Origin of the sequence: Prevotella sp. lc2012 (assembly GCF_900107065.1) — a bacterium.
GTDB lineage: Bacteria > Bacteroidota > Bacteroidia > Bacteroidales > Bacteroidaceae > Prevotella.
On the sequence record NZ_FNUF01000004.1, the window covers coordinates 41,079 to 59,387 of the forward strand.

At 47.7% G+C, this 18,309-nt stretch carries 13 protein-coding genes and 2 pseudogenes; 7 read left to right on the forward strand and 8 right to left on the reverse strand.

The genetic code is table 11. The features are described 5' to 3' along the window. Positions 1–12: 12 nt before the first annotated feature. The gene (gene nadB / locus BLU99_RS08870) at positions 13–1,629 is read right to left on the reverse strand and encodes an L-aspartate oxidase (RefSeq protein WP_091901218.1); all 1,617 of its coding nucleotides are present in this window, start codon (positions 1,627–1,629) and stop codon (positions 13–15) included. Between the two features lie 164 nt (positions 1,630–1,793). Between nadB and BLU99_RS08875 the strand changes: the two genes are divergently transcribed. From BLU99_RS08875 to BLU99_RS12435, 4 genes and pseudogenes are all read left to right on the forward strand, one after another. Further along, on the forward strand, positions 1,794–3,008 hold the full coding sequence (locus BLU99_RS08875; protein ID WP_091901220.1) for a carboxypeptidase-like regulatory domain-containing protein: 1,215 nt from the start codon (positions 1,794–1,796) through the stop codon (positions 3,006–3,008). A 13-nt stretch (positions 3,009–3,021) separates the two neighbouring features. After that, a complete protein-coding gene (gene dacB / locus BLU99_RS08880) occupies positions 3,022–4,242 on the forward strand; it encodes a D-alanyl-D-alanine carboxypeptidase/D-alanyl-D-alanine endopeptidase (protein ID WP_091901221.1) in 1,221 nt (406 codons plus the stop codon). A 110-nt stretch (positions 4,243–4,352) separates the two neighbouring features. After that, entirely contained in the window at positions 4,353–5,579 is a 1,227-nt protein-coding gene (gene serB / locus BLU99_RS08885; protein ID WP_091901604.1) for a phosphoserine phosphatase SerB, read from the forward strand. Positions 5,580–5,646: 67 nt separating this feature from the next. Next, positions 5,647–6,024: pseudogene (locus BLU99_RS12435) on the forward strand (A/G-specific adenine glycosylase); the annotation flags it as partial. Positions 6,025–6,203: 179 nt separating this feature from the next. Here BLU99_RS12435 and BLU99_RS12440 read toward each other — a convergent pair. Further along, entirely contained in the window at positions 6,204–6,275 is a 72-nt protein-coding gene (locus BLU99_RS12440; RefSeq protein WP_369807718.1) for a hypothetical protein, read from the reverse strand. Here BLU99_RS12440 and BLU99_RS12445 point away from each other — a divergent pair. Further along, positions 6,256–6,720: pseudogene (locus tag BLU99_RS12445) on the forward strand (NUDIX domain-containing protein); the annotation flags it as partial. The gene BLU99_RS12440 and the pseudogene BLU99_RS12445 sit on opposite strands and share 20 nt — an antisense overlap. A gap of 6 nt (positions 6,721–6,726) precedes the next feature. On the opposite strand, the gene BLU99_RS08895 reads toward BLU99_RS12445, so the two are convergent. After that, positions 6,727–7,086: a YraN family protein gene (locus tag BLU99_RS08895; RefSeq protein ID WP_091901225.1), complete on the reverse strand. Its 360-nt coding sequence runs from the start codon at positions 7,084–7,086 to the stop codon at positions 6,727–6,729. 169 nt (positions 7,087–7,255) lie between these two features. Here BLU99_RS08895 and BLU99_RS08900 point away from each other — a divergent pair, with 169 nt between their 5' ends. Further along, positions 7,256–10,132: a C10 family peptidase gene (locus BLU99_RS08900; protein WP_091901227.1), complete on the forward strand. Its 2,877-nt coding sequence runs from the start codon at positions 7,256–7,258 to the stop codon at positions 10,130–10,132. 111 nt (positions 10,133–10,243) lie between these two features. Here the strand turns inward: BLU99_RS08900 and BLU99_RS08905 are convergent, their stop codons facing one another. Genes BLU99_RS08905 through BLU99_RS08915 form a run of 3 tightly spaced genes read right to left on the reverse strand, consistent with a single transcriptional unit; the run spans position 10,244 to position 13,860 of the window. Beyond that, positions 10,244–11,953, reverse strand: coding sequence for an acyl-CoA dehydrogenase family protein (locus BLU99_RS08905; RefSeq protein ID WP_091901229.1), 1,710 nt, complete (start codon positions 11,951–11,953; stop codon positions 10,244–10,246). Positions 11,954–11,955: 2 nt separating this feature from the next. Beyond that, the gene (locus BLU99_RS08910) at positions 11,956–12,981 is read right to left on the reverse strand and encodes an electron transfer flavoprotein subunit alpha/FixB family protein (protein WP_091901230.1); all 1,026 of its coding nucleotides are present in this window, start codon (positions 12,979–12,981) and stop codon (positions 11,956–11,958) included. Between the two features lie 6 nt (positions 12,982–12,987). Beyond that, a complete protein-coding gene (locus BLU99_RS08915; protein ID WP_091901233.1) occupies positions 12,988–13,860 on the reverse strand; it encodes an electron transfer flavoprotein subunit beta/FixA family protein in 873 nt (290 codons plus the stop codon). Positions 13,861–14,240: 380 nt separating this feature from the next. Between BLU99_RS08915 and BLU99_RS08920 the strand changes: the two genes are divergently transcribed. Then, positions 14,241–14,615, forward strand: a complete 375-nt coding sequence (locus BLU99_RS08920; protein ID WP_091901235.1) for a DMT family protein — start codon at positions 14,241–14,243, stop codon at positions 14,613–14,615. Positions 14,616–14,659: 44 nt separating this feature from the next. Here the strand turns inward: BLU99_RS08920 and BLU99_RS08925 are convergent, their stop codons facing one another. Together BLU99_RS08925 and BLU99_RS08930 are read right to left on the reverse strand one after the other, a co-directional pair. After that, positions 14,660–16,633, reverse strand: coding sequence for a TlpA family protein disulfide reductase (locus BLU99_RS08925; RefSeq protein ID WP_091901237.1), 1,974 nt, complete (start codon positions 16,631–16,633; stop codon positions 14,660–14,662). A gap of 12 nt (positions 16,634–16,645) precedes the next feature. Continuing rightward, a complete protein-coding gene (locus tag BLU99_RS08930) occupies positions 16,646–18,298 on the reverse strand; it encodes a GDSL-type esterase/lipase family protein (RefSeq protein ID WP_091901239.1) in 1,653 nt (550 codons plus the stop codon). Positions 18,299–18,309 lie beyond the last annotated feature (11 nt).

Here is an 18,309-nt window from a genome sequence, read left to right on the forward strand (position 1 = left end):
AAGACTCTCCTGTTATTTGTCGTAAGCGTGTACAGGATAATCGGTGGTGTAGTGAAGGCCACGGCACTCTTTTCGCTCTAGGGCCCAACGGGTGATAAGGTATCCCACATTAATCATGTTACGTAGTTCACAGATATCCTTCGAGGCCTTAACGCGTTTGAAAAGTCGTTCTGTCTCCTCGTAGAGCATATCGAGACGATCCCACGCACGATGCAGACGCAGGTCGCTGCGCACGATACCTACATAGTTTGACATAATCTGATTGACCTCCTTAACACTTTGAGTGATGAGAACCTTTTCCTCATTGGTCATCGTACCCTCATCATTCCATTCCGGTACCTGATCATTGAAGTCGTATAGGTTGATATGTTCTAGCGAGTCCTTGGCTGCTGTGTCGGCATAGACAACAGCCTCAATGAGTGAGTTGGAGGCAAGACGGTTGCCGCCGTGCAGTCCTGTGCAGGAACATTCACCAAGGGCATAAAGTCGTTCAATGCTGGTCTGTCCGTTGAGGTCGACTTTAATACCGCCACACATATAGTGAGCTGCCGGCCGCACTGGAATGTAATCGGTGGTGATGTCGATACCGATGGAGAGACATTTCTGGTAGATATTGGGAAAGTGTTTTTTCGTTTCAGCGGGATCCTTATGGGTGACATCAAGGCATACATGATCGAGACCGTGTTTCTTCATCTCCTTATCGATGGCGCGAGCCACGATGTCACGTGGCGCCAAAGAGAGTCTGTCGTCGTATTTTTCCATGAACGTCTGTCCATTGGGTAGCTTTAGGATACCGCCGTAACCGCGCATAGCCTCTGTAATGAGGTAGGCGGGGTGCGTCTCCTTGGGGTTATGGAGCACTGTCGGGTGAAACTGAACGAATTCCATGTCGGCCACGGTTCCCTTGGCTCGGTACACCATCGCAATACCGTCGCCTGTGGCAATGACAGGATTCGAGGTGGTCAGATACACCGCTCCGCAGCCACCGGTACACATCACTGTAACTTTAGCTAAGTATGTGTCAACGTGCGAGGGGTTGTTCGGTCCCTCTGGTAATTCTGGATTTTCTGGTGAGAGTACATATGCGCCATAGCAATGGATGTAGGGTGAACGGCGCGTCACCTTGGCACCAAGGTGGTGTTGGGTGATAATCTCTACAGCGAAGTGGTTTTCCTTGATGTCAATGTTTGGATTGTTCTTGACAGCCTCTATTAATCCGCGCTGAATCTCCGCCCCAGTATCGTCTGCGTGGTGTAAGATGCGAAACTCTGAGTGTCCGCCTTCGCGATGAAGGTCAAACGATCCGTCTTCCTTCTTGTCGAAGTTTACGCCCCAGTTTACTAGTTCACGTATCTGTTCCGGTGCTTTGCGTACTACCTGCTCTACGGCTGCCCGATCAGAGATATAGTCGCCTGCAACCATCGTGTCCTCAATATGCTTGTCGAAATTATCGAGTTCCAGGTTTGTCACTGACGCTACGCCGCCTTGTGCGAACGAAGTGTTGGCCTCGTCAAGTGAGGTCTTGCAGATCATACATACGCGCCCTTTGTTAGCTTGTGCAACCTTCAATGCATAGCTCATGCCGGCTATGCCGGCACCGATAACCAAGAAATCGTATTTGTATACCATAATACGGAGGTGTTTTGATAATTTATTGCAAAGGTAGCTATTATTGTTAATAAATAAGAGTTAAGAGTTGAGAAAAATGGTATTCTATACATATTTTTTCTTAAATATTAACTCTTAATTCATATTTTTTCGTATCTTTGCCACAAAACCAAGACGAAGATAAAATGAAAAGACTGTGGCTGATTATTCTAATGTGTATACCTTTGGCAACACTGGCTCAGCAGGTTGTCATAGGAGGTGTTGTCTTGGATGACAAGACAGGTAAAGGACTAAAACAGGTGAGTGTGTCGGCAGGCAGACTGTCGGTTGTCACGAACGAAGATGGAGTCTTCTCTCTTAAACTTCCCCAGATACCTCAGTCAATCACGGTGTCGCATCTGGGTTATAAAACACGTCGGGTGAATGTAGTGGAAGGGCAGACGGAGAATCTGACCGTCCGTTTGGCACCGACGGTAATCCAATTGCGTGAGGTGGTTATCACAAACGAGAATCCGCGTGAGTTGGTGGATGTTGCCATCAGTAAGATTCCGGACAACTACAGCAGAAACCCGGAGCTGCTGAAAGGTTTCTACAGGGAGACAGCGATGAAACGTCGCCATTATATCTATGTGGCCGAGGGTGTGGAGGATATGTATAAGACATCGTATACCCGTCAGGTGGGACGTGATCGTGTATCAATCGTTAAGGGACGTCGCTTGATTAGTCAGAAGGAAAGTGACACGCTCGGTGTGAAGGTGATGGGTGGTCCGGTGCAGGCCGTCTTGCTTGATATTGTAAAGAACCGCGAGATCCTGTTTAATAAGGAGGAACTTGATGCCTATCAGTTTAGAATGGGGGATCCCGAGTATATCAATGACCGCGAGCAGTATGTGGTACTGATGGAGCCTAAGATGCTGATGCCGTATGCCCTATATCACGCCAAACTCTATATAGACCGTGAGCGACTTGCTTTCACACGTATCGAGTTGGATCTGGACATGCGAGATAAGGACAAGGCGACGCGCACGATGTTAGTGAAGAAACCTTTCGGCGTGAAGTTCAGACCTCGTGAGTTGTCGTGTGTCGTGGATTACCGTTATGAGGACGGAGTAACACGTCTCAGCTATCTGCGGAATATCTTCCGCTTCAACTGCGATTGGAAGAAACGCCTATTCTCTACGTCGTTTACGGCAACTTGTGAGATGGCTGTCACTGATATTACTTCGGATGGGGTGCAGCCTATAGCTAATCGCAGTTCGTTCGACTCGCGGGATGCCTATTACGACAAGGTAGAGTATTTTATGGATCCAGAGTATTGGAGCAATTATAATATCATTGAGCCGTCGGAGTCGCTTGATAAGGCTATTCACCGTCTTGTATCTAAATATCGACGGAATTGAGGAAGGAAAATAGATGAGAAAACATATCTTACTGGTCTTTGTGGTATGCCAGTCTCTCTGTCTGCATGCGCAGACAGAGAGTTCTGTTGTTATGCCGCAAGCGACAGATACGGTACAGGTGGCGCTTCCCTGGCCGGAGAACATACAGGCAAGGTTGGATTCTTTAACGAACGACCGTTTCTTGGAACGAACGCAATTAGGATTGATGATTTATGACTTGAGTGCAGATTCAGTACTCTACCGCTATGGCGAGAAGCAGACGCTGCGTCCAGCCTCGACGATGAAGTTGTTGACGGCTATCACGGCATTGGACTGTCTGGGAGCCGACTACCCGTTGCGCACATCTCTATATTATCGGGGTGTGGTGAATGGTCGTACATTGGAGGGAGATGTCTTCTTGGTGGGTGGTATGGATCCGATGTTTGACGAGGTAGATATGGAAATCTTTGCTGAGGCTGTTTGTCGGATGGGAGTAGACTCAATCCGAGGCCGTATTGTCACCGACACTTCGTTCAAAGAGGAGTTTTTGCTCGGGGAAGGTTGGTGTTGGGACGATGACAACCCTCAGTTGACACCCTTGCTGGTATCCCGAAAGGATGAATTCGCAAGTCGTTTTGTGAGTCTGTTGCGTGACAAGGGACTGACCGTGGATGCTCCCTGTACGTCAGGCATCCTTCCCAAGGATGTGCTACTTGTGTGCTCTCGTTCTCACCGATTGAAGGATATACTTGTGCCGATGATGAAGGAGAGTGATAACCTTTATGCCGAATCAGTATTCTTTCAGATTGCGGCCTCTTCGGGTGCCCGTCCGGCAAAGGCAACTCATGCCCGTCAAATCATCAAACGTACAGTCGCCAAGTCGGGCATTTCTGGTGTCGCCTATCGGGTTGCCGATGGCAGTGGATTGTCACTTTATAATTATGTTACTCCTGAGTTGATGGTGAGTATGCTACGTTACGCCTATCTACACCGTGATATTATTTCATATCTTCGTCCCTCATTGCCCGTGGCAGCTGTTGATGGCACTTTGAAGAAACGGATGGGTGACAGTTGTGCGAAGGGAAGGGTACAGGCGAAGACAGGTACAGTAACTGGCGTCTCATCGTTGGCAGGCTACTGCACGGCAGCTAATGGTCATCAGTTGGCTTTCTGTATCATTAATCAAGGTGCGATGAAGCATACAGAAGGTAGGGTTTATCAGGATAAAGTATGTGAGGCTTTGTGCCGCGAATAGGGATATAGTTCCCGAAAATAGAACCATTGAAAAATATGAAGACAGAAAATAAACAGAAAAACGACTCCTTACTTGCCGCTCATGGCGCACAGGAGAACACTGAAATAAGAATGCAGGAGCAGATTCTTGTGAGAATTACCGGGCAGGATCGTCCGGGACTGACAGCCTCGGTCATGGGTATATTGGCGAAGTACGATGCGCAGATCCTTGATATCGGACAGGCAGACATCCATTCAACGTTGTCATTGGGAATTCTAATCCGTATAGAAGAGACGCATAGTGGACAGGTGATGAAAGAACTGTTGTTCAAAGCAACGGAACTGGGTGTGAACATCGGTTTTTCCCCGATTAGTGATGACGAGTATGAGGACTGGGTAGGTCATCAAGGTAAAAACCGTTATATCCTTATGGTGATGGGACGACAGTTGGAGGCTCGACAGATAGAGGCTGCGACCCGTGTTATCGCTGATCAAGGATTGAATATCGACTCTATTCTGCGACTCACAGGACGCAAGAGTATAAAAAACTCTGCTAAGCATGTCCGTGCCTGTATTGAGTTTTCGTTGCGCGGTGAGCCTCGTGACAGGAAGGAGATGCAATCGAAGCTGATGAAACTTTCGTCGGAGATGGAGATAGATTTCTCTTTCCAAAAAGACGACATGTTCCGTCGTATGCGTCGACTGATCTGTTTTGATATGGATTCGACACTCATCCAGACGGAATGTATCGACGAATTGGCAGAGCGAAATGGTGTGGGGGCTGAGGTGCGGGCCATCACGGAAAGTGCTATGCGTGGTGAAATAGATTTCAAGGAAAGTTTTACACGTAGAGTTGCTCTGTTAAAGGGACTTGATGTGAGTGTGATGCAAGAGATCGCAGAGAACCTGCCCATTACTGAGGGGGTAGACCGTCTGATGACTATTTTGAAACGTTGTGGTTATAAGATTGCAATTCTCTCGGGTGGATTCACATATTTCGGTGAGTATCTACAGCGTCGTTATGGAATTGACTATGTGTATGCCAACGAACTTGAGATAGGTGAGGACGGCAAACTTACGGGACGTTATGTAGGAGAGATCGTAGACGGTCATCGTAAGGCTGAGTTACTGAAACTCATTGCTCAGGTGGAGAAAGTAAATTTGGCTCAGACGATTGCTGTGGGCGATGGCGCCAATGACCTTCCGATGATCTCTGAGGCCGGCCTGGGTATCGCTTTCCATGCAAAACCGCGTGTGGTTGCTAACGCAAAGCAGAGCATCAACACGATAGGTCTTGATGGAGTGCTCTATTTCCTTGGTTTCAAGGATAGCTATTTGGGTGACCAGGGAAAGTTTTAATAAAATGTAATGGACTGCGGGGCCAGATTGTCCTATGGTCTTATAGTCTGTTGCTGAATCTGACGGTATGGATTTTGCATTAACGCTTCTGCAATGGTTTCGTGAGAACGGTCGTGACTTGCCTTGGCGGCAGACTCGTGATCCTTATGCTATATGGCTTTCGGAGATTATCCTCCAGCAGACACAGGTAAAGCAGGGCTGGGAGTATTGGGAACGGTTCATATGCCGTTGGCCAACCGTGGAGGCACTGGCTGCAGCAACAGAAGATGAAGTGCTTCGTGAGTGGCAAGGGCTTGGTTATTATAGTCGTGCAAGGAACCTGCACTATGCCGCTCGTCAGATTATTGACCTTGGCCATTTCCCCAATACGTTGGAAGATCTCAGACGACTGAAGGGAGTGGGTGACTACACTGCCGCGGCCATCGGAAGCATAGCTTTTGATTTGCCTGCAGCTGTGGTCGATGGGAATGTATATCGAGTTCTCGCCCGTTATTTTGGTGTCAATATCCCCATCAATACCACAGAAGGAAAAAAGACCTTTTCCGCCCTTGCTCAGAGTCTTCTTCCTGAACCCCCTTGTCAAAAGCAAAAAGATAACTGTCGACACCTAAATGCCGTCTATAATCAGGCCATCATGGACTTTGGAGCCATCCAGTGTACCCCACAGTCACCGCACTGTACTGTCTGTCCGTTGATGGAGAGCTGTGAGGCTTTTCGCTCTGGGAAGGTTGGTAATTTGCCTGTGAAGTTGAAAAACTTGAAGGTATGTGAGCGTCATCTTGTTTATGTCTATATCCGTTGTCAAGGTGAAACGGCTATTCATCGACGTGGAGCGGGGGATATTTGGCAAGGATTGTGGGAACCATATTCTCCTACCATCCTTTCGGAGGGGAAGGATGGTCTGACGAAGTCCTCTGACTCGGAGATCCTCAATACCCTGAGAGGAATAAATGGGACTCTCGTTTCACTCCGTCGGGATGTCAAACATGTGCTTACCCACCGTGTCCTCTATGCAGACTTCTATTTGCTTGAGACGGACGTAAGACCAGAACTTCCTAGTGATTATATATGGATTCCTGAGACGCAGTTTAGTGATTATGCTGTGCCCCGTTTAATAGAGATTCTATTGGAGTCTTTATAGGTTTATCTATATGAGCGCAACATCCTTGATATGCTTGATCTCTAGTTCATTTTCCAATGCTCCAACGACGGAGATGATGTCAAATCGTAAATCCATGTGGATGTTTTTCGATTTTACATAGTGGTTGATGGCCTGTTTTAAGTTTTGCTGTTTCCAATAGTCGACGGCCTCCTCAGGTTCGCCGAAAGTGTTGTTTCGACGGGTCTTCACCTCGACGAATACAACAATGTCCTTGTCAAGCGCAATAATATCAATGTCTCTGCGTCCAGATTTCCAGTCGCGTTCGATAATCGTATACCCTTTCTTTTCAAGATACTCGGCGGCCTGTGTTTCGCCCCATCTCCCAAATTCGTTATGTGAAGCCATAGATTTTAACGGTTAGCGACAACTCCATTATTTGAAGGAACTGTTTCTTTTATTAATTACAAAGATACGCAATCTTATCGTCGTAACAACACTTTTAACTTATTTTATATCGTTTTTATAAAGAAAGTGTGTACCTTTACATTTTAATCAATCATAAATTATATTGAGAATGGTAAAACGACTACTCTTTTTATTTGTGCTGGCCCTCCTGACTCTTAATGTCATGGCCCAACAGATTACAGAACAGCAGGCTAAGGAACGTGCCTTACGGTATCTCGCGAGTAACTCGGCAGCAAAAACCAGAGGTTTGAATGCTAATGCGACTACGAGACTAGATGCAACCAAGGTGGAGGCTCAAAGTATCTATGCTTTCAATATAGATGGCGGTGGATATGTTATCGCTTCTGCAGATAGTCGATCCTTACCTGTACTTGGCTATTCTGCTAAAGGTAAAATCGACTGGGAGAAAATGCCAGAGAACATGCGTGTATGGCTGAAGAGCTATGACGCGGCCATGAAGACGTTGGGTAACAGAAATGATTTCGTCGATGGCGTCTTCCAGCATGCGATAAAGGTGAAAAAGACGCGGGCAGAGCGTGCTCCCATCAATCCCTTGCTGAAGACCACATGGGATCAAGGATTTCCATATAATAATAAGGTACCTCTCTATGAAGGTGCAAATCCAGACTATGAGGGTGAGGCCTCCTATGTCGGTTGCATTGCCACTGCGATGGCTCAGATCATGAACTATCACAAGTGGCCGAGGGCCGCGACATCGGAGATTCCTGCCTATGATCTGAAGACGGCTTACCAGAATAAAGAGAAGATATGGCATATTGAAGCGCTACCGTCTGTCACCTTCGACTGGGATAACATGCTTGATACTTATGTAGTGCCCAACTATGAGCTCAAACGATATGAGATTCAGGGTACAAAGGCTCAGCAGGATGCTGTGGCTACGTTGATGCGCTATTGTAGTCAGTCGGTTTATATGGGTTATTCCCCTGAGGGTTCGTACTCTGACGCACAGGAGGTTGTCGAGGCCCTGGTCAAGTATTTTGGCTACGATCCTGCTCTCCGTTCTGTCAAGCGTGTCTGCTGCGGTATTGATGAGTGGGAGCAGATGATCTATGACGAATTGGCCGAGGGACGTCCCGTGCAGTATTCCGGCGATACTGATGAAACTGGACATTCTTTTGTCTGCGACGGTTATGACGGCAATGGACTTTTTCATATTAACTGGGGATGGGAAGGAACGGATGACGGATATTTTGCTCTCGCCGTACTCAATCCTTATAACAATACTAGTGCAGGAGCAAGTTCCAGTCGTATCGGGTTTTGTATGGGACAGGATGTTATTATTGGAGTAAAACCCGCTCCAGAGGGTACCTACTCCCAGACTGCCATTCCTCAGGTATGGCTTAATGAATTAGATCCCATAAGTGTTGAAGGTCAGGATACCGTCCGTTTCAGCTATAAGTTCAGATCATATTCATATGACCATATCCTCGTAGATTTTGCTCTTGGCACACGAGAAGAAGATGGTACTCTGAAACCGATTTATAAAGGTGATCCTTCCGATAGCATTGTCTATAACAGGTCATTAAATTTCCATGAGGTCTGGATTGATTCAACGCTTTTCAAGCCTGGAGATATACAGGTGCTATACCCAATGCTTAAATTCCCCAATATTCCTGGTAGCGATTGGCATCTGGTTGGTTCCTTGGAGTATAATGTCATCGCAGGACGTACAGATGATAATCGTTTCTTCCTTTTTCGTATGTCCCCCGATCTGGATATTAAGAAAATTGGCTTTACAGGTGGACCGGCACGTGTTGCAATGGGTAATGAGATTACGGCCACTATTTATAATAATGGCCCTTTTGAAAGTACAATGCCATTGGTACTTATACCATACTACTTCGGTGATGTGAAGCTTGATGATATCACAGACGATACTCCGTATTCTGAGGGGGATCCATTGTGGAGCGGTGCATATCTTCGGGTAAATGAGAGCTCCGATGTTACCTTTGGATTCAAACCAATGCGTGGTGGTACCGTTTACTTGATTCTTTGTCTGCCTGACGGAACTGCCTTGGCCGACTGTGTCGTCGAGGTGGAGAACCTGATGGGAATATATGATGAATATGTGGAAAACTCGAGCTATTATGAACAGAAAGACACCTATAGTGGTGACTATCAGACGACTCCGGTTGAGGATGATGGTGAGGTACATCTAGGGCATCTTGTCTATCATGTAAATTTTGTAGACATTCCTGATGTTACGGTACCCAACGTGAAACCTTCCGACTCCATCTACTTGCATGCTCGTATCTCTGATGCTGCTGAGAATTGTCAGATGACGTATAAGAGAGAGGAAAAAGCTGTCTACGACTATCTCGTCGCACTTCCCGAGAAAGCCAAAGACGGTTCATATAAGTTTTCTTTTGATATTGAACATGAGATTCGCCGAGGTGGTTGGTATTACGTGTGGTCTTATATCAATGAAAAAATCTATTGGGAAAATAGGGAGGATCTTTCTAGTTGTGAGAAATACAAAGAATTCATAGTTCGTGACGAACCCTCTATTCGTCTTGTAGGCGATACTGCAGTAGCCAGTGGTCAACCTCTCAGTCTTGAACTTCACCTGACGACAGGCTACCCTTATACTCCGACGGACTTCACAGGTTCAGAGAAAGCGCGCTATACACTTTATGATGTTGTTGACAACGGTCAACTGACTGAGCGTCGTTCTGGTAGCCAGACGCTTTCCTTCGCTAAAGGTGAGCGATTAATGGCTGTAGTTGATACTATGATGGTTGGTGGTACGCTGCCTGATGGTAACTATCTGTTACGTGTTAGCAGTGACTGGTCACCGCTCGGCACTCGTGATATCCATCTCTCTGTCGGTTCGACGGGTATTAAGAATGTTGCTCGTGATAAGGCTCCTGTTGCTTACACTGATCTGAGAGGTGTACGTCGCGAAGGACGTCCAAACCGTAAGGGCATCTATGTTCGCGATGGTAAGAAAGTCGTCGTAAAATAATCACGAAAGAGAACTTGCTCACATCACGTCAGGTGTGAGCAAGTATAGATAATAAAAGAAGGATGTGTACATCGGACACATCCTTCTTTTCGTTTGTATCAAGCCGATACCTTAACAGGCACGGAAACTGTCGAGATCCTCGACCTTGAAGTTCTTGATGTAGGCACTCTTACCGAGAACATCCTCTTCTGTCATGCGGACGTAGACATTGGCACTCTTCTCGAAGAGTTCAGGAGCCTTAGCTGCATCACGGATAATCAACAGACTCATCACGAGTTCGGCCGTCATGTCATAGAGACGACGAGCGAGGAAGTCTTGAGCGTCTTGATTCTCGAGAGCCTTCACGTTGGCGAGAGCCTCTTCGTATACGGGAATCAGCTTCTCAACGCGAGCCTTCAGAGCAGTATTGGCATCAGCAGGCAGAGCTGCAAGCATATCCTTGATGTTGTTCAGCATCGTTCCGTTGGTGATGTAGCGGATGGCAGCAACCACCTGCAACTGGGTGGTACCCTCGTAGATTGAGAATATACGAGCATCACGGAACAGACGCTGGCTCTTGTACTCCATAATAAAGCCTGATCCGCCATGGATAGAAATCGCATCGTAGGCGTTCTGGTTGGCGTACTCGGAGTTCATACCTTTGGCTAGCGGTGTGAAGGCATCAGCGAGACGCTGGAACTTCTTCAACTCCTGTTTCTCTTCAGGTTCCAACTTACGGTCGCGCTCAATGTCCTCAAGACATTTGTAGACATCAACATAGCAGGCTGTCTCATAAAGCAGAGAACGACCGGCATCGAGCTTAGCCTTCATACGAGAAAGCATATCGTAGACAGCAGGGAAATTGATAATCTTGTCACCGAACTGTTGACGCTCCTTAGCGTAAGCAAGTCCCTCGTTGTATGCCTCCTGCTCAACACCCACAGACTGAGCGGCAATACCCAGACGGGCACCGTTCATCAGAGCCATCACGTACTTGATCAGACCGAGACGCGTACTTCCGCAGAGTTCTGCTTTTGCGTTCTTATAGGTGAGCTCGCAGGTCGGTGAACCGTGGATGCCGAGCTTGTGCTCGATGTGACGCACATTCACACCACCCTGGCGCTTGTCGTAGATGAACATAGACAGACCACGGCCGTCCTTCGTGCCCTCCTCAGAGCGGGCCAATACGAGGTGGATGTCAGAGTCGCCGTTGGTGATGAAACGCTTCACACCGTTCAGACGCCAGCAGTTCTCCTTCTCGTCGAAGGTAGCTTTCAGCATCACACGCTGCAGGTCAGAGCCAGCATCAGGCTCGGTGAGGTCCATACTCATACCCTCACCAGCACAAACGCGGGGGATATATTTCTGGCGCTGTTCCTCACTACCGAACTCATAGAGCGTATCGATACAGCTCTGCAGGCTCCAGATGTTCTGGAAACCGGCATCGGCAGCCGAAATCATCTCAGAGAGCATAGAGAACACTGCGTTGGGCAGGTTCAGGCCACCGTAACGGCGAGGCATACTGACACCCCACAGACCAGCCTTACGGGTGGCGTCAAGGTTCTCGTAGGTCTTTGAGGCGTAGATCATACGACCGTTCTCGAGGTGAGGACCTTCCAGGTCAACGCTCTCGGAGTTTGGCTCGATGATATTGGCAGCCACGTCGCCGGTGATGTCGAGAATCTGCTTGTAGTTCTCGATGGCATCGCCCAGATCGACGGGGGCGTAGTCATATTCTTTCGCATCAGCGAACCCCTTTTCTTTCAGCTCAACGATACGAGCCATCAGGGGGTGGTTCAAGTAGAACCCGATCTCAGGATGATCGCTATAATAATTTGCCATAATTACTTCGAATTTTGCTTATAGTATTTAATGAGTTTGGGAACTACTTCCTCGACAGTACCAACAATCACGTAGTCGGCAATCTTGTTGATAGGGGCATCGGGATCATTGTTCACAGAGATGATGATACCAGAGTCTTGCATACCAGCGATGTGCTGAATCTGTCCGGAGATTCCACAGGCGATGTATACCTTGGGGTGAACGGTAACACCTGTCTGACCAATCTGACGGTCGTGATCCAACCAACCAGCATCAACGGCTGCACGCGAACCACCAACCTCGCCGTGAAGCACCTTGGCAAGATCGAACAGCAGGTCGAAGTTCTCCTTAGAGCCCATACCGTAGCCACCAGCTACAACAATGGGAGCACCCTTCAGGTTGTGTTTGGCTGCCTCAACATGGTGATCAAGAACCTTAACAACGAAAGCCTCAGGACTAACGTACTTAGAAACCTCAGGATATACAACCTCTTTCTTGCAAGCACCCTCGTAGATAGCCTTTTGCATCACGCCAGAGCGCACGGTAGCCATCTGTGGACGATGGTCGGGGTTAACGATGGTAGCTACGATGTTACCACCAAAGGCAGGTCGAATCTGATAGAGCAGATTCTCATATACCTTATTATTCTTTTTATCCTCGAAAGGACCAATTTCCAACTCTGTGCAGTCTGCTGTCAGACCAGAGGTTAATGACGAACTGACACGAGGACCGAGGTCGCGACCGATCACGGTGGCACCCATCAGACAGATCTGTGGCTGCTCTTCCTTGAAGAGGTTTACGAGAATATCGGTGTGTGGAGCGGAGGTGTAGGGGAACAGGTCCTTGGCATCGAACACAAACAACTTGTCAACACCATAAGGCAGAATCTGGTCCTCGACCTTGCCCTTGATGCCTGTGCCGGCAACAATGGCGTGGAGCTCAACCTTCAGTTCATTGGCGAGCTTGCGACCTTTGGTCAGCAGCTCCTGAGATACTTCCTGTACTTGAGTACCTTCAATTTCGCAATATACAAATACGTTATTAGCCATATCTCGTTATCCAATGATTTTCTCGTCCAACAATTCTTTGATCATTCCCTCGATATCAGCATCAGAAGCCGTCAAAGTCTTCGACTCCTTAGCCTGGAACACGATGTTCTTGATGGCTTTCACCTTTGTCGGTGAGCCATTCAGACCACACTGATTGACATCGCCGTCAACATCGGCGACACTCCACTGATTCAGATTCAGTTCAGGGCGCTCCTCATATAGATAGTCGTACGGTGTACCCTCGGCAGGACGCTCCATGGGGCATGTCGCACGCTTATACTTCATCACCAGCTTGGCATTTTGGGGACGACAGGGAGCAGCACTTCCGTTAACGGTGATAACAACGGGCAGAGGAGCCTCTACAGTCTCCACACCACCGTCAATCACACGTTTGATAGTAGCCTTACCATCCTTTACACTCAGGACCTCCTCTGCGTAAGTCACCTGATTCAGACCTAGCTTCTGAGCCACCTGAGGACCTACCTGAGCGGTGTCACCATCGATAGCCTGACGACCACCGATAACGATGTCTACGTCACCGATCTTTTTGATGGCAGTGGCGAGAGCGTAAGAGGTGGCGAGGGTGTCGGCACCTGCAAACAGACGGTCGGTCAACAGCCAACCAGTATCTGCACCACGATAAAGTCCCTGACGGATAATCTCACCTGCACGTGGAGGACCCATCGTGAGGATTCCTACTGTGGAGCCCGGATTCTGCTCCTTCAGACGAAGGGCCTGTTCTAGGGCATTCAAATCTTCTGGATTGAAGATAGCGGGTAGGGCAGCGCGGTTCACCGTTCCTTCAGCGGTCATGGCATCCTTACCCACGTTACGGGTGTCTGGCACTTGCTTGGCCAGCACAACAATCTTTAAAGCCATAATATATTATTAATAATGTATGTTCTTGATATTCAAAAAGTGCTGCAAAGAACAGTGCAGAACGAATGCAAGGTTGTAGTACTATGCTCGGTTACGGTCTGTTTTTGCTGGCGATTTCCTGAAATCGCTCGCAAAGGTACTGTTTTTTGTGCATACAGCCAAAAAAAATGCACAAAATTGACGGGTTTGTGCACATTTTGGTCAATTTGTGCAATTTCTGTCAATACAAATAAACGACCAGTTGTCATAGCAGTCCTCTTTATCCGCTTCGCAACCGGTGTTTCTTCCTCTAATATCCGTATCTCTACCGAAATTCTTCAGTCGAGATGATTGTGGTTCGCTGAAAATGTGTAACTTTGCAGGCGAAAAAAACTCGCGTTATGCAAAACGGAATTTATACGGTTCTGTTGCTCATAATGAGCAATGTGTTTATGACTTTCGCATGGTATGGGCATCTCCGCCTACAGCAGTCGGGTATCTCGACCAATTGGCCCCTCTATCTGGTGATTGCCTTCTCGTGGATGATTGCTTTTTTCGAATACTGCTGTCAAGTTCCAGCCAACAGAATTGGCTTTGTTGACAATGGCGGCCCGTTCTCACTGGTACAGTTGAAGGTTATCCAAGAATGTATCTCATTGGTGGTGTTTGCGGTTATCGCCAACTTGTTTTTTCAACACGAAGAGCTACGCTGGAATCATGCTGCGGCCGCTCTCTGCTTAGTGGCGGCGGTCTATTTCGTCTTTATGAAGCCATAACGACATTTTACTGCTATAGGGATTATGCACACGCTGTAGTCTTTTTACTTTAACTTCTCCTTTAACCGCTGAATATCTTCGTTAAAGGAATTATAAGAGCGGATCTTCAGGTCGTCGCGCACTAGATGACAGTCGGGAGTGATGGTAACATAGAATGGGATACCGCTAAAACCGAAAAGTTCTTGCATCCGGGCAAACTCCTCGTTGGTTAGACAGATGGTGTCTTCGTCAGCCAACCATTCATCCACATACTTTTTGTAGGCATTGCTGCCTTCTTCTGTACGTTCGCCTGCAATAAAAATCAACTTCACATCGTCACGTTTGGCTATTTCTGCCCGTAGATTCTTGCTGTCTTGTATAGCTGCACGACAAGGGCCACAGCCTGTTCCCCAGAAGTCTATAAAGAGCATCCGACCTGGATAGCGTTCTGAAAGTGAACGTATAAGTTGGGCTGCAGGCGTATCTGGCAATGGTGACGAGAATGCCTGTTGAGCCATCTTATCGGCATAGAACTGCTCTGCCTTCAGGCGCACATAAGGATGTGTAAACGAGGCCTGATATAAGGGAATGATGTCTGAAAGATAACCTTCATACTCTCGCCAACTATCGAAGAAGTTGAGCATGTTTTGATAGGTGCATATTTGCGCCATCAAGTTATCATGATCGGTGCCCATCAGTTCACGCATGGCTGCATAGCCGTTCATGAGGAAATCGTTTGCGTCTTTGACACTCACATTCAGTTGGGCGTTCATGGGAATCTGGCGGCTACGAACATAATCTGCATATTGGATGCGATTCACAAGTATGGGATAATTACCTGCAGCCATCAGCATAGGATTGTCGAAATTAATACGCTGTAGTATGGGGTAGCTTTTCGGCTCGTTTATCGCTGCCCATTCTGCACTGTCGAGAATGACCGTGTAGCGCCGGCCGTCACGTTCCTCTTGTTTGACTACATCGAATTTGTGGATCATGATGTAATCCAAGAAACTGAAGGCAATATTCACCTGTGCGTTGCAAAGAGCCAGATTTACCTCCAATGGTGTAAACTGATTGTGACGGATGGCTGTTCGCAGGCGGAGCATCATATTCTGCCACAGGCGTTCTGTTAGGATATTGGCTTGAGCGACATTGCCGTTACTCAAAGAAAAAGGATAGAACATGTAGGTCAATTTCAGCCAACGCTCTACATCCTTGCTGCTGCCGTTGTTATAGATATATTCGTATTCTCCTTGCTCATTCTTTTTCACGGTAATGTCATTCACATCGTTTGGAATGGCATAGTAGGGTATCAATTCGTCGATATTGATTTTCGCATTTTGAATCGTCAAGAGTCTCGGATAGTTGATCATGAATGTCTTCTCAAACGAGCCATTAGGAGTGATGTTGATGACCTTTCTCTCGGGGTGTTTCATGGATATGTCCCAATCAAAAAGAGTCATCTGAGTAAATCCGGATTGTTCTGGGTCATAATCCTCTATACGACCTCTCACGGTTACGGAATCGGTCTTGAACCATTCTTCGGGCAGAGCATATGGGTATGTTTTTACCAGTTCTTCGTATATGGCATCTCCTTTTGGTGCTGGCATTTTAGCGTTTTTGTCGTGTATGCCGAGGACCATAAAAGCTCCAGATACATCGCCCTCTATGAAATCAAACACTTGAACCTTCTTAGGCATCGGGTCGAAGTGCATTGTGAAGTCTGTTTGACCATTTTCGGGAGAAAGTATTCCTACGTCGAGAGCTACCCCTTCGGCTGAGTGCAGAAAGTATTGGTTGCCTTCTTCGTCCATCAAGTAGCCGTTCTTTGCAAGAACAAAGTTCATACCCTTAGGATATTCCATTGTGAAGAGCACTGTAGTGGCCGTATCTCTCATAATCACCTCGCGGACTTTTAATTCACCTTGACTGATATTCACGCAGCCTGTTACTTCTGGGGCTTTGATGATTCTGTAGGTTTTTGCTTGTACCGCTCCGACGATGACGGCCAACAGAATAGTTGATAACAGTTTCTTCATAATGAATGATGATTATTTCTTGAGATAGTTTGCAAGAGGATGGTGAAGTTGTTTGAGGCCTTTGGCGAGGCTCTTAGCGTTCATCTGAGCTCCTATAAGGGAAGTGTGGGTATGATCGTTGTTGAAGTAGATTGAAGCTTTCTGCTTGCACCTCTCTGGGTTTTTTCCGGCGAACTTCTTGTCGAGGAAGTCTGCCGAGATATTGTGGATGTCGACAAAATCAACACCAGTCTCACTAACCACCTCGCGATACCATCGACCGTAGGTGTCGTTACGCCGCTCAATCTTTCCGGTGGGCCACTCATTGCGTGGCGTGAGGGAGAGAAGGATAGGGGTGGCACCCTTCTCCCGAACATCATCGATGAACTTACGGAGATACCATCCAAAGGAGTAGACCACTTCATAGCGCCCATCTGTTTCCATTTGGTACACATGACAGGTATCCGCTGTACCGGGAATGACCCCGCGCTCTTTCTTGTCGGTAATCGGACAGATATCGTTATGACCGAACTGGATCAATACGAAGTCTCCTGGCTGTAAGGCATTGTATACTTTATCCCAACGTCCTTCGCGCAGATAGCTTCGCGCTGATCGACCCGCCATCGCCACGTTCTCCCACGTAATCTTGTCTGGATCGAAGATGAGGCCGGCCTGTGAGCCCCAGCCCCACATACCGTTCTTGTCTTTGTCGGCATTCTTCACCGTTGAGTCACCCGTGATAAAGACCATCGGCTTGCCATCCTCGCGATTCTCTCCATAGGTTGGCAGTTCTATATTCTGCATCATCTCCTGTAAAGGCTTCAGCAGCGGGTTCTGTGAGTACCAGATTCCTTCGGCAGCCGACCGGGCATTCAATTCTGCACCAAAAGCAGAAGTGTGGATATGATCACCGAAGAAATGGTATTTGTCCTTCCATGGAGTGAAACGATCAAGTTTGGCGCCAGATATCTCGTTCAGATCAACGAAGGGTACCCCTTCTACTGCAGCGACGTAGGCAGCCCATTGTGTCTGTGGCTTCCTGACAATCTTTCCTCCCTCGTAAGCATCGCGTGGAGTCAGTGACATCAGGATGGGGTTGGCACCTTTTGCCCGGATTTCCGAGATATAACGACGCAGATAGGTCCCGTAGCTGTATACCGTGTCATTCTGTTGTCGGCGTTCGTTGAAACCGACGACCAACGTGTCGGGGTCTACGCCGGGAATAACTCCTCGCGCCCGTTTGGCATCGAAGAAATCGGCCGTGTCGTTATGGCCGATGGATACGATCACCCAATCACCGGGTTTCAGAGCCTCTCGAACTGCAGGCCACAGATCTGTATAGAAGGTGCGAGTAGACATGCCACCGAGGGCTTGGTTTTCGACCGTGATACGTCGCCTGTCGAAATATTGACTGGCGAAAAATCCCCATCCCCATTGGCCGTTGTTTCCATTACCTAAGGTGCCGTTGCGCATCGTCGAATTACCAATCAGGAATAGCACTGGGTTCGTACCCTGACGCGTGGAGCCGGGGGCAGGACGATTCGTCAGTGCCTTAGCAATAGAGTCGGGGGTGTTGTCGATGACTTTCTCTTCACCACCAGGGGTAGGGAGATCATCAAAACCTTGTGCTGCCAGTGGTAGAGTAAACGTTAGGAGTATTATAAGTGTTGATAGGTTCCTCATCATTAATTATTTTA